Genomic DNA, 12672 nt, shown 5'->3' on the forward strand with positions numbered 1-12672 from the left:
GGCCACGCTGGACGTCTTCACGCTTGGTGCCGCGCAGCAGCAGGCCGACGTTGTCGCCAGCTTGACCCTGGTCCAGCAGCTTGCGGAACATTTCCACGCCGGTGCAGGTGGTCTTCACGGTGTCGATGATACCGACGATTTCGATCTCTTCGCCGACCTTGATGATGCCGCGCTCGACACGACCGGTCACCACGGTGCCGCGACCCGAGATCGAGAACACGTCTTCCACCGGCATCAGGAAGGCGCCGTCAACGGCACGTTCCGGGGTCGGGATGTAGGTGTCCAGAGCTTCAGCCAGTGCGACGATCGCGTCTTCGCCCAGCGGACCAGCAGCGCCTTCCAGGGCCATACGAGCCGAACCCTTGATGATTGGCAGGTCGTCGCCCGGGAACTCGTACTTCGACAGGAGCTCGCGCACTTCCATTTCGACCAGTTCCAGCAGTTCTGCGTCGTCGACCAGGTCGCACTTGTTCAGGAACACGATGATGTACGGAACGCCAACCTGACGCGCCAGCAGGATGTGCTCGCGGGTCTGCGGCATCGGGCCGTCAGCGGCCGAGCACACCAGGATCGCGCCGTCCATCTGCGCTGCACCGGTAATCATGTTCTTGATGTAGTCGGCGTGGCCTGGGCAGTCAACGTGGGCGTAGTGACGGTTTGCGGTTTCGTACTCGACGTGCGCGGTGTTGATGGTGATGCCGCGTGCTTTCTCTTCCGGAGCCGCGTCGATCTGGTCGTAGGCCTTGGCTTCGCCGCCGAACTTCTTCGACAGAACGGTTGCGATTGCAGCCGTCAGGGTGGTTTTACCGTGGTCAACGTGACCGATGGTGCCGACGTTGACGTGCGGCTTGGTCCGTTCGAATTTACCTTTTGCCATTTCCTATCTTCCTTTAAAAGAAACGAATATTTATTTTTAGCTTGTTGGGGACAGGTTCTCGTGGAACCCGCCCCCGGTTTTTTATTACTTGGACTTTGCAGTCACGATCGCGTCGATCACGTGCTTCGGAGCTTCCGAGTAGTGCTTGAACTCCATCGTGTAGGTCGCACGGCCCTGGGTCGCCGAACGCAGCGAGGTCGAGTAACCGAACATTTCCGACAGCGGGACTTCGGCCTTGATGATCTTGCCGCCGCCGCCCGGGATTTCGTCCATGCCCTGCACCATGCCGCGGCGGGACGACAGGTCGCCCATCACGGAACCGGCGTAGTCTTCCGGCGTTTCCACTTCCACGGCCATCATCGGCTCGAGGATGACCGGCGATGCCTTGCGGCAGCCGTCCTTGAATGCCATCGAACCGGCCATACGGAACGCGTTCTCGTTCGAGTCGACGTCGTGGTACGAACCGAAGGTCACGGTGACTTTGACGTCAACGACCGGGTAGCCAGCCAGCACGCCGCTGGTCAGGGTCTCGCGCACACCCTTCTCGACTGCCGGGATGTATTCGCGAGGAATGACACCACCCTTGATGGCGTCGACGAATTCGAAGCCCTTGCCCGGCTCTTGCGGCTCGATGGTCAGGACTGCGTGACCGTACTGGCCGCGGCCGCCCGACTGCTTGACGAACTTGCCTTCGACGTCGGTGACCGCCTTGCGGATGGTTTCGCGGTAGGCAACCTGCGGCTTGCCGACGGTTGCTTCCACGCCGAATTCGCGCTTCATGCGGTCAACGATAATCTCCAGGTGCAGCTCGCCCATACCACCGATGATGGTCTGGCCCGATTCTTCGTCGGTACGCACGCGGAACGACGGATCTTCCTGTGCCAGGCGGTTCAGGGCCAGGCCCATCTTTTCCTGGTCGGCCTTGGTCTTCGGCTCGACAGCCTGCTGAATGACCGGCTCAGGGAAGACCATCTTTTCCAGGGTGATGATGGCCGAAGGATCGCACAGGGTTTCGCCGGTGGTCGCTTCTTTCAGGCCGACTGCAGCGGCGATGTCGCCGGCGCGGACTTCCTTGATTTCTTCGCGCTGGTTGGCGTGCATCTGCAGGATACGACCCAGGCGTTCCTTCTTGCCCTTGACCGGGTTGTAGACGGTGTCGCCCGAATTGATCATGCCCGAGTAGACGCGGAAGAAGATCAGCTGGCCGACGAACGGGTCGGTCATGATCTTGAACGCCAGTGCCGAGAACTTCTCGTTATCGTCAGCCTTACGGGTGACCGGCTGGTCGTCTTCATCGGTACCTGCCACTGGCGGAATGTCGACTGGCGATGGCAGGTATTCGATCACGGCGTCGAGCATGGCTTGCACGCCCTTGTTCTTGAACGCGGTACCGCACAACATCGGCACGATTTCCGATGCGATGGTGCGCTGGCGCAGGGCGGTCTTGATCTCTTCTTCCGACAGATCGCCTTCTTCCAGGTACTTGTTCATCAGGTCTTCGTTCGCTTCAGCAGCGGTCTCGACCAGTTTTTCACGCCATTCGTTCGCCAGCTCAACCAGGTGCTCCGGGATGTCGGCGTATTCGAATTTCATGCCTTGCGAAGCCTCGTCCCAGATGATTGCTTTCATCTTGACCAGATCGACTACGCCTTGGAAGTTGTCTTCCGCGCCGATTGGGATCACGACCGGGATTGGGTTCGCCTTCAGGCGTGCGCGCATCTGCTCGTACACTTTGAAGAAGTTCGCACCGGTACGGTCCATCTTGTTGACGAATGCCAGACGTGGGACTTTGTACTTGTTAGCCTGACGCCACACGGTTTCCGACTGTGGCTGCACGCCACCGACTGCACAGTAAACCATGCAAGCGCCGTCGAGCACGCGCATCGAACGCTCGACTTCAATGGTGAAGTCAACGTGGCCCGGGGTGTCGATGATGTTGATGTGGTGAGGCTGGAAGTTCTTGGCCATACCGCTCCAGTAGCAGGTCGTCGCTGCCGAGGTAATGGTAATGCCGCGTTCCTGCTCCTGCTCCATCCAGTCCATGGTGGCGGCGCCGTCGTGCACTTCGCCCAGCTTGTGGTTCACGCCCGTGTAGAACAGGACGCGTTCGGTGGTGGTGGTCTTACCAGCATCGATGTGAGCGGAAATACCGATATTGCGGTAGCGCTCAATGGGGGTCTTGCGTGCCATAATTTTTCCTAAATCTTTGAATGGACAAAACCGGGCGGCATCTTGGAGTCAAAATGTGCCCGGCCTGAACAACGAATACTGCGTTGGCCGCGCCCCCTGAAGGGTTTGGCCGTGTGCTTAGAAGCGGAAGTGCGAGAACGCCTTGTTCGCTTCTGCCATGCGGTGCACTTCGTCACGGCGCTTCATTGCGCCACCGCGCATTTCAGCCGCTTCCATCAGTTCACCACCCAGGCGTTGCGGCATGGATTTTTCGCTGCGCTTGTTTGCGGCTTCGCGCAACCAACGCATGGACAGCGCCATACGACGAACCGGACGAACTTCCACTGGCACCTGGTAGTTGGCGCCGCCGACACGGCGGGATTTCACCTCGACCATCGGCTTGCAGTTGTTGATCGCGGTCGTGAACACTTCCAGCGGGTCCTTGCCCGATTTTTGCTGGATGTGCTCGAACGCACCATAGATGATGTTTTCAGCGACCGATTTCTTACCGGACAGCATCAGAACGTTGACGAACTTGGCGACATCGGTGTTGCCGAATTTTGGATCCGGCAGGATTTCGCGCTTGGGTACTTCACGACGACGTGGCATTTCAATTCCTTCCTATCTTCAGTTGAGTGCGGGATCCGCACTCGCGAAAGACCCTCATGATCTTTCACTTACTCGGCCTTCCGGCCGGCTCAACTTAACTTTTTAATGTGACCTGTACGTGACAGGGTCCGCAGGATTACGCGAAGAATTACTTCTTGGCGCCGGCCTTGGCGCGCTTCGCACCGTACTTCGAGCGAGCCTGCTTACGGTCTTTCACGCCCTGGGTATCCAGCGCGCCGCGGACCATGTGGTAACGCACACCCGGCAAGTCTTTCACACGGCCGCCACGGATCAGGACGACGCTGTGCTCTTGCAGGTTGTGGCCTTCACCGCCGATGTACGAAATGACTTCGAAACCGTTGGTCAGGCGAACTTTAGCGACCTTACGCAGTGCCGAGTTCGGCTTCTTCGGGGTCGTGGTGTAGACACGGGTGCAAACACCGCGCTTCTGCGGGCAGTTTTCCAGTGCCGGGGACTTGCTCTTCACAACCGCGGCTTCACGCGGCTTGCGAATCAGTTGATTGATGGTTGGCATCGTTCAAAAATCCAACAAAATTACTACGTTGATGACCCGGACCCTTGTTGCGCTTGTCCGGGGACTGAAACCTAGTCCCGGATTCGTGCTCACAGCAGAGGCGACGAAAGCCACTCACCGAAGGAGCGGCTGCGAATGCGTATACCATGTGCAGAATAAATCGAGAACTCGCGAGTATAGACCCGATATGCAAGTGGGTCAACCGCTATGGCGGCCGGCCGAACCGGCTGCGGGGCAAACCTGGGGTTTACCGTGATGGATGTGGCAAGCCTGCTACAAAGCGGCTTTCAAACTTGCGGCAAAGATAGTGTATTTCCAGCTATAAAGACAGGATAATAGCCGATTTCGCCCTCTTCCTGCCCGATGTCCCGCCTGCTTCGTCCCGCCAACCTGTACCTGCTGCTGAGCTACGCCCTGCTGTCGAGCATGCCTTTTGCGGCGAAGCTGCTGGACCTGCCAGGCGCGCAAGGCGGCAGCGACCCGTGGCAGTTGCTGGGCGCCGGCGTGTTCGCCTGGATCGCGGCCTGGGCCCTGTGCAAGCGCCCGGCCTGGTTCCACTGGGCCCTGCTGCCGGCCTTCCTGGCCCTGCCGACCGAGCTCTACCTTCTTATCCATTATGGACAGGGGATTTCGACCCATCACCTGGGCATCATCGCCGAGACCAGTCCCAGCGAGGCACTCGAGTTCCTGGGCGGGAAAGCCTGGCTGCTGGGCGCGGTGATCACCGGCGTGCTGCTGTGGTTCGGCTCGACCTGGGCGGCAGCCTGGCGTACCCGCGACCTGGACTGGAACGACCGCTCGCGCTGGATCGTGCTGGCAGTGCTGGGCGCCGGCGCCGCGGTGCTGGCCTACGGGCAGAAATCCGGCTTCGCCCAGGCCGACGGGAAGCACGCTGCCGCTACCGCGGGAAGCTGGCCGCCACTGCCCGCCTGGACCAGGCCGCCGGTCGACCTGGCGCTGTTCGCCCAATCCTGGCCCTTTGGCCTGAGCGCGCGCGGCCTCGACTTCTATAAAGAGCGGGTCTACCTGGCGGAACTGAACCGGCGCAGCGCCGCCTTCCGCTTTCATGCCAGGCAGGCGGGCAGCGAGCACGGGCCGCAGCTACTTGTCGTGGTGCTGGGCGAATCCTCGCGCTACGACCGCTGGAGCCTGAACGGCTATGCACGCGAGACCAATCCCTTGCTGGCGCAGGAAGAGAACCTGGTCATGCTGAAGGATGTGGTCACGCCGGTATCGGCTACCCGCCTGTCGATCCCGGTGATCATTTCGCGTAAACCTGCGATGCAGAGCCTGAAGGATGGCTTCTCCGAAAAATCCTTCCTGTCGGCCTTCAAGGAGGCCGGCTTCAAGACCTTCTGGATCTCCAACCAGGTCTCGTTCGGCAAGTTCGACACGCCAGTGTCGGTGTTCGCGAAAGAAGCGGACGACGTCCAGTTCCTGAACCTGGGCAGCGTGTCCGACGCATCCAACCACGACGCGGTACTGCTCGAGCCCTTGCGGCGCGCCATCGACGACCCGGCGCAGAAGGTGCTGGTGGTGCTGCACACACTGGGTAGCCACTGGAACTACGCGCACCGCTACCCGCAGGAGTTCGACCGCTGGCAGCCCTCGCTGAAGTCGATCGAGAAGCCCGACTACACCAATCCGCGCATCGAGCCGCAGATGAACAACAGCTACGATAGCGCCATTTTGTATACCGACTGGTTCCTGTCGAACGTGATCGGGGTGCTGAAGGAAACCGGCCTGCCCGCCTCGCTGCTGTACGTGGCCGACCATGGACAGACCCTGTACGACAAGTCGTGCAAGATCGCCTTCCACGGCCATAACACCCAGTACGAATTCCACGTGCCGGCCTTCGTCTGGTATTCGGGCAGCTACGCCGAGCGCTTCCCCGGCAAGGTCGAGCAGCTGCGCCGCCACCGCAAGGCCAGGCTCTCGACCGAGAACATGTTCCACACGGTGCTCGACATGGCCGACATCCGCTACCCCGGCGAAAGCCTGGAACGGAGCTTCGTCAATCCGGCCCTCAAGCGCCATAAGCGCTACGTCGACAGCTACGGCTGGACCGACTACGACGACGCCACCATGCGCGGCGACTGCCGCGAGGTGATTGCGAACGGCAAGCCGCTCAAGCGCAACTGAGGGCGGGCGGCTGCTTGTCCTCGGACTCGGCCAGGTGCGTGCTGAGCCAGCGCGCCACCTCGCCGGCCCGGCCTTCGATCCGCTCCCCGAAACCCTGCGTGGCCAGCAGCGCGATGCCGTTCGGGTTGCGCAGCACGCCCGGCAACAGGACCGGCCGGCCACTGGCGGTATCGATGCGGAAAGGTTTCAGCCTGCCGTCGAGGATGCGCGCCAGCACCAGATTGTGCGAAGACACCAGCACCAGGTCGCGCTCGCACAGGCTTTCCAGCACCGCGGCTGCCGCCGACACCGATTCCAGGTGGTTGGTGCCGCGGAAGACCTCGTCGACCAGGCAGATGCCGGCCGCCTCCCCGCTCGCGTCCAGCAGTTCGCGCGCCCGGCGCAGCTCCGACATATAGAGACTCTCGCCACCCAGCAGCGAATCCTCGTTCTGCATGCTGGCGCGCACCGGCACGGCCGGCAGGCGCGCTGCCTGCGCGTAGCAGAAGCCGAAGGCGCGCGCCGCCACCAGGTTCAGGCCCACCATGCGCAGGAAGGTGCTTTTTCCCGAGGCATTCTGCCCCGTGATGAAGGCGCCCTGCCCGTCCAGGCCGACGGACAGCGGGACCGGCATCTCCATCAGCGGGTGCACGCCGCCCTGCAGGTCCAGCGTGCGCGCGGCGCTGCGTTCGGCCCAGCACCAGTGCTCCTGGCGGCGCAGGTGGCGGGCCAGCGCGACGTCGGCCTCGAGCTCGGCGCTGCGCAGGTAGCAGGCGCGCAGGAAATCGCGCGCCCCGTACACGGTGCGGATGGTCTTCCAGTAGCGGCGCACGTTATAGGCGGCGAACCAGTTCATGTATGCCTCGCCGCCCGGGATCATGCGCAGCAGCAGCGGGCGCCCGATGCGCCCGTGCAGGCGTGCCGCCGCGGCGCGCTCCTCGACGAAAGGGTCCAGCAGGGGGCCGCCGAGTTGCGCCAGCGTGTGGCTGCCGGCCAGCAGCGCGTTCAGGCTGTCCAGCGTGTTCTTCCACAGCTCGAGGCGGCGGTGGTAGCTGATCTGCAGCGCCATCAGCGGCGCCACCGCGGCCAGCGTCGCCATCCAGCCCAGCGGCTGGGTAGCCAGCAAGCCAAGCGATAGTAGCAGGACCAGCGGCAGCGTCCAGAGCAGGCGGCTCCACCAGGGTGGCTGCGGCATGTCGTCGCCAGGTCCTTCGAACAGCAGGCCGGCGACCTCGGTTTCCGCAAACCGCAGCGGCCGCAGGGCCTTGGTCAACGCATCGAGCCGCGCCGGATCGTCGAGCAGGCCGCGCAGGCGCCCCGTCAGGGCCGCGCAGTCGGCGTCCTGCAGGCCGGCGCGCAGGCGGCGGTGCAGCAGCTGGCGCCCGAAGATGCTGGTGTCCTGCGTTAGCCGCTCTTCCCAGGATTCGAGCAGCAGGTCGTGCCAGGTCTGGTCGTCGAGCGCGCTGCGGTGATCGCCTTGCGCGCGGTACAGGCGGCCGATCTCGTCAGGGGTGAAGTATGGCGACGGCGGTTCGGCGTTCGCGGCGGAACCGAACAGGCCGAGGATGGGCTGCAGCAGCCGATGCAACATGGTTTGGCTCATCGGACAATGCTAGCAGCTCGCCGGCCCCGGATTCTCAAGCATTGTCACCCGATCGCCGCCGCCAGCCGGACGAAGGCGTCCAGGTAGTCGGCCCCGGCATCTTCCTCGCGGATGCCGAGGAAGATCTGCTTCGGGATGCCGTTCGGGCCGAGCCGCACCGGCGTCACCGGCAGCTTTTGCGCGTATTCCGCTACCAGCCAGCGCGGCAGTGCCGCCACGCCGCGGCCGCCGGCGACCATCTGCAGCAGGATGTCGGTGGTCTCGATGGTCTTGCGCTGGCGCGGCGCGCAGCCGGCCGGCAGCAGGAAGTAGTTGTAGATGTCGAGGCGGTCGATGTCAACCGGATAGGTGATCAATACTTCGTCGCTCAGGTCGCAGGGTTCGGCCCAGGGCTTGCCTGCCAGCCGATGGTCATTGGCGACCACCAGCACCTGCTCGTAGTCGAACACCGGGACGAAGCGCAGGCCGGGCTTGTGCAGCGGATCGGGCGTCACGAGCAGGTCGATTTCCCAGCCCTCCAGCGCCTGCAGGCCGCCGAACTGGAAACGCTGCCTGACGTCGACGTCGACGTCCGGCCATTGCGCCAGGTACGGCGCCACCACCTTCAACAGCCACTGGTAGCAGGGCGCGCACTCCATGCCGATGCGCAGGGTGCCACGCTGGCCCTGTGCGTACTGCGCCATCAGGCGCTCGGCGTGCTCCAGTTGGGGCAGCAGGCGGTTCGCCATGTCGAGCAGGTAGGCGCCGGCCTGGGTCAGGCGCAGGCTGCGGCCGTCACGGGTCCAGACGTCGACGCCGAGCTGCCCTTCCAGCTTGCGGATCGCGTGGCTCAGCGCCGATTGAGTCAGGAACAGGGTCTCGGCGGCAGCTGTCAGGGAACCGCGGCGTGCGACCTCGCGCAGGATGGCCAGGTGTATGCGTTCGATCATGATCTATGAATGAAATTACTTGATATATGAAATCATATCAATTTTATTCATGAATTGTCATGTCTATGATGTACTCATCCATTCGACAGGGACGACACCATGACCATTACCCACAACCTCGGCTTTCCCCGCATCGGCGCCCGGCGCGAACTGAAATTCGCGCTGGAGCGCTACTGGCGCGGCGACAGCAGCGCCGCCGACCTGCAGGCGGAAGGGGCGCAGCTGCGTGCCCGCCACTGGGCCTGCCAGGCCGCCCTCGATTTCGCTCCACTGGGCGATTTCTCGCTGTACGACCAGGTGCTGGACATGAGCTTCACGCTCGGGAACGTCCCGGCGCGGGCGCGTGCACACGGCGGCGATCTGCTGGACCAGTACTTTCGCGTCGCGCGTGGCCGGGCGGGCGCGGCGGACGCGGCCTGTGGCTGCGTGCATGCCGGCGAAATGACCAAGTGGTTCGACACCAACTACCACTACATCGTGCCCGAGTTCACGGCCGCTACCCGCTTCACCCTCGACACCGTCCGCTTGCGCGAACAGCTGCAGGAAGCGCGCGAAGCCGGGGTGCGCGCCAAGCCCGTGATCATCGGTCCGCTCACCTACCTCTGGCTCGGCAAGTCCAGCGATGGCGCCGACCGGCTGGCCCTGCTGCCTGCCCTGCTGCCGGTGTATGCCGAACTGCTCGACTGGCTGGCCGGCGAAGGCGCCGAATGGGTGCAGGTGGACGAGCCCGCGCTCGTCACCGACCTCGATGCGCGCTGGCGCCAGGCCTACGAGGATGCCTATGCCGCACTGCGCGGCCATGGCCCGAAACTGCTGCTGGCCACCTATTTCGGCGCCCTGGAAGACAATCTCCCGCTGGCCTGCGGCCTGCCGGTGGACGGCCTGCACCTGGACGCCGTGCACGGGCGCGGAGAGGTCGATGCCGCGATCGCGCTGCTGGCTCCGCAGCAGGTGCTGTCGCTGGGCGTGGTCGACGGGCGCAACGTCTGGAAGACTGACCTGCATGCGACCCTGGCCTGGCTGGAACCGGTGCATCGCCGGCTGGGCGAACGCCTGTGGATCGCGCCATCCTGCTCCCTGCTGCACGTGCCGGTCGACCTGGCGGGCGAGGATGGAGCCGGCCCGGACGCCGAAGTCAGGTCGTGGCTGGCCTTCGCGGTGCAGAAGCTGGACGAACTGCAGCTGCTGGCGCGTGCGCTCGACCACGGCCGCGTGCAGGTGCAGGAGGCGCTGATCGCCAACGCCGCCGCCATCGACCGCCGCCGCGCCTCGGCACGCGTCCATGATCCTCGGGTCGCCGCGGCGCTGGCCGCGCTTGCGCCGCAAGCAGGCCGGCGCGCCAGTCCCCATGCGCAACGCAGCGCAGCCCAGGCCGCCGTGCTGCCCCTGCCCTGCTATCCAACCACCACCATCGGTTCCTTCCCGCAGACGCCGGACATCCGCCAGGCGCGCCTGCAGCGCAAGCGCGGCGAGCTGGACGAAGCGCAGTACCGCGCGGCGATGCAGGCCGAGATCGCGCGCTGCGTGCGTGCGCAGGAAGCGCTGGGCCTGGATGTGCTGGTGCATGGCGAAGCCGAGCGCAACGACATGGTCGAGTATTTCGGCGAACAGCTCGACGGCTTCGCCTTCAGCGCCAACGGTTGGGTGCAGTCCTACGGCTCGCGCTGCGTCAAGCCGCCGATCCTGTATGGCGACGTGCGCCGGCCACGGCCGATGACGGTGGAATGGACCCGCTACGCCCAGTCGCTGACCGGCAAGCCGATGAAGGGCATGCTGACCGGTCCGGTGACGATGTTGAACTGGTCCTTCGTGCGCGACGACCAGCCGCGCGCCGAGACCTGCCGCCAGCTGGCGCTGGCGGTGCGCGACGAGGTGCTCGACCTGGAGCGCGCCGGCGTGCGCATCATCCAGATCGACGAGGCCGCGCTACGCGAAGGCCTGCCGTTGCGCCGCGCCGGCCGGGACGCCTACCTCGCCTGGGCGGTCGACGCGTTTCGCATCGCCGCCAACGGCGTGCACGACGTCACCCAGATCCACACCCACATGTGCTACTCGGAGTTCAACGACATCATCGCGGCCATCGCGGACATGGACGCCGACGTGATCACCATCGAGACCTCGCGTTCGAACATGGAGCTGCTCGACGCCTTCGACGGCTTCCGCTACCCGAACGCGATCGGTCCGGGTGTGTACGACATCCACTCGCCGAACGTCCCCAGCCAGGAGCAGATCATTGAGCTGATGCGCCGGGCGGCCACCCGGATTCCGGCCGGACGGCTGTGGATCAATCCCGACTGCGGCCTCAAGACGCGCAGCTGGGACGAAGTGCTGCCGGCGCTGGAAAACATGGTGGCCGCCGCCAGGACCCTGCGCGCGGCGGCATAGCGTCCGGCGCGCGACGGCCTGTGTCCGAACGCTGTCCGCCCGGCGTAATGACGGACACTCCGGACACCGGACGCGGCAGTAACATGTCCTGCAAAATCAAGCACTTGCCTGACTGGCACGGATCGTGCATTGACAACGCCATCCAACGTTGTCACCCGAGATGCCATGATCCGCGATACATCAGAACAAGACGCTGTCCTTACCCCGGCCCCGGTCCACAAGCTCAAGCGCCGTGCGCTGTGGGTGGGCGGCGCTTGTGCCCTCCTTGCCGTCAGCGTCGCCGTGCTGGGCGCCTGGACCAGCAGCGAACACTCCGTCAGCGAAGCCCGCCTGCGCATCGCCGAAGTCACCCGCGGCACCCTGGTGCGCGACGCGTCGGTGAATGGCCGCATCGTGGCCGCCGTCAGCCCCACCCTGTATTCGACCGCCCCATCCACCGTCAACCTGAAGGTCGCGGCCGGCGACACCGTCAGGAAGGGCGACGTGCTGGCGGTGCTGGAGTCCCCGGACCTGACCGATGAACTCAAGCGCGAGACCTCGAGCTACGAGCAGCTCAAGGCCGAGGTGGCGCGCCAGCAGATCCTGGCGCGCAAGCAGAAGCTGCTGGCCAAGCGCGAAGCCGACACCGCCGAGATCGATCGCCTGTCGGCCCAGCGCACCCTGGAGCGCTACGAGAGCGTGGCCCAGGTCGGCATCATCGCCAAGATCGACTACCAGAAGGCCAAGGATGCCCTGAATTCTGCCGAGATCCGCGCCAACCACGCCTCCCAGGCCGCGGCCCTGGAAGGCGACGACGTCCAGCTGGCCCTGAAGACCAAGATCAACGAACTGGAACGCCAGCGCCTGTCGCTGGCCAATGCCCAGCGCCGCGTCGACGAGCTGACCGTGCGCGCGCCGGTGGACGGCTTCATCGGCACCCTCAACGTCCAGAACCGCATGGTGGTGGCCGCCAACTCGCCCCTGATGACCCTGGTCGACCTGTCGAAGCTCGAAGTCGAGGTCGAGGTGCCGGAAACCTATGTGGCCGACATCGGCCTGGGCATGAACGCCGAGATCACCCTGCCGTCGGGCAAGGCCACCGGCAAGCTGTCCGCGCTGTCGCCGGAAGTGGTGAAAAACCAGGTGCTGGCGCGCGTGCGCTTCGACGGCGAGCAGCCGAAAGGCCTGCGCCAGAGCCAGCGCGTGACCGCCAGATTGCTGATCGAGGAAAAACCCAACGTGCTGATGCTGCCGCGCGGACCCTTCGTGGAGAGCGAAGGCGGACGCCATGCCTATGTGGTGCGGGACGGGATCGCCGTGCGCACCCCGATCCAATTGGGCGCCACCAGCATTTCCGCCGTCGAGATCCTGTCGGGCCTGAAGCCCGGCGACAAGGTCGTCGTCGCCGGCACCGATACCTTCAACAACGCCGCCCGCGTCTCGATCAACCGCTGAACAAGACCAA

At 64.4% G+C, this 12672-nt stretch carries 9 protein-coding genes; 3 read left to right on the forward strand and 6 right to left on the reverse strand.

Going from position 1 to position 12672, the window contains the following annotated elements:
* The 4 genes from tuf to rpsL all read right to left on the reverse strand — a co-directional run.
* On the reverse strand, positions 1-877 hold an 877-nt coding region (gene tuf, locus YWC_RS0121660), incomplete at its 3' end, for an elongation factor Tu (protein ID WP_027867275.1).
* A gap of 84 nt (positions 878-961) precedes the next feature.
* On the reverse strand, positions 962-3067 hold the full coding sequence (fusA, locus tag YWC_RS0121665) for an elongation factor G (protein ID WP_027867276.1): 2106 nt from the start codon (positions 3065-3067) through the stop codon (positions 962-964).
* A gap of 117 nt (positions 3068-3184) precedes the next feature.
* Positions 3185-3655: a 30S ribosomal protein S7 gene (gene rpsG, locus YWC_RS0121670; protein WP_027867277.1), complete on the reverse strand. Its 471-nt coding sequence runs from the start codon at positions 3653-3655 to the stop codon at positions 3185-3187.
* Between the two features lie 148 nt (positions 3656-3803).
* The gene (rpsL, locus tag YWC_RS0121675) at positions 3804-4190 is read right to left on the reverse strand and encodes a 30S ribosomal protein S12 (RefSeq protein WP_027867278.1); all 387 of its coding nucleotides are present in this window, start codon (positions 4188-4190) and stop codon (positions 3804-3806) included.
* 363 nt (positions 4191-4553) lie between these two features.
* Here rpsL and YWC_RS0121680 point away from each other — a divergent pair, with 363 nt between their 5' ends.
* A complete protein-coding gene (locus tag YWC_RS0121680; RefSeq protein WP_027867279.1) occupies positions 4554-6332 on the forward strand; it encodes a phosphoethanolamine transferase in 1779 nt (592 codons plus the stop codon).
* Here YWC_RS0121680 and YWC_RS30260 read toward each other — a convergent pair.
* Both YWC_RS30260 and YWC_RS0121690 read right to left on the reverse strand, forming a co-directional pair.
* The gene (locus YWC_RS30260; protein ID WP_051306641.1) at positions 6319-7902 is read right to left on the reverse strand and encodes a MutS-related protein; all 1584 of its coding nucleotides are present in this window, start codon (positions 7900-7902) and stop codon (positions 6319-6321) included. The two genes, YWC_RS0121680 and YWC_RS30260, sit on opposite strands and share 14 nt — an antisense overlap.
* Positions 7903-7958: 56 nt before the next feature.
* Positions 7959-8843: a LysR family transcriptional regulator gene (locus YWC_RS0121690; protein ID WP_027867280.1), complete on the reverse strand. Its 885-nt coding sequence runs from the start codon at positions 8841-8843 to the stop codon at positions 7959-7961.
* Positions 8844-8942: 99 nt separating this feature from the next.
* On the opposite strand from YWC_RS0121690, the gene metE reads away from it, so the two are divergent.
* Entirely contained in the window at positions 8943-11228 is a 2286-nt protein-coding gene (gene metE / locus YWC_RS0121695; RefSeq protein ID WP_027867281.1) for a 5-methyltetrahydropteroyltriglutamate--homocysteine S-methyltransferase, read from the forward strand.
* Positions 11229-11393: 165 nt separating this feature from the next.
* A complete protein-coding gene (locus YWC_RS0121700) occupies positions 11394-12662 on the forward strand; it encodes an efflux RND transporter periplasmic adaptor subunit (protein WP_027867282.1) in 1269 nt (422 codons plus the stop codon).
* The last annotated feature ends 10 nt before the right edge of the window (positions 12663-12672 follow it).

Origin of the sequence: Massilia alkalitolerans DSM 17462 (genome assembly GCF_000427785.1) — a bacterium.
Taxonomy (GTDB): domain Bacteria; phylum Pseudomonadota; class Gammaproteobacteria; order Burkholderiales; family Burkholderiaceae_D; genus Telluria; species Telluria alkalitolerans.

Coding starts and splice junctions, on each gene's coding strand:
- fusA (WP_027867276.1), bottom strand. CDS start 3,067: ATGGCACGCAAGACCCCCATTGAGCGCTACCGCAATATCGGTATTTCC.
- rpsG (WP_027867277.1), bottom strand. CDS start 3,655: ATGCCACGTCGTCGTGAAGTACCCAAGCGCGAAATCCTGCCGGATCCA.
- rpsL (WP_027867278.1), bottom strand. CDS start 4,190: ATGCCAACCATCAATCAACTGATTCGCAAGCCGCGTGAAGCCGCGGTT.
- YWC_RS0121680 (WP_027867279.1), top strand. CDS start 4,554: ATGTCCCGCCTGCTTCGTCCCGCCAACCTGTACCTGCTGCTGAGCTAC.
- YWC_RS30260 (WP_051306641.1), bottom strand. CDS start 7,902: ATGTTGCATCGGCTGCTGCAGCCCATCCTCGGCCTGTTCGGTTCCGCC.
- YWC_RS0121690 (WP_027867280.1), bottom strand. CDS start 8,843: ATGATCGAACGCATACACCTGGCCATCCTGCGCGAGGTCGCACGCCGC.
- metE (WP_027867281.1), top strand. CDS start 8,943: ATGACCATTACCCACAACCTCGGCTTTCCCCGCATCGGCGCCCGGCGC.
- YWC_RS0121700 (WP_027867282.1), top strand. CDS start 11,394: ATGATCCGCGATACATCAGAACAAGACGCTGTCCTTACCCCGGCCCCG.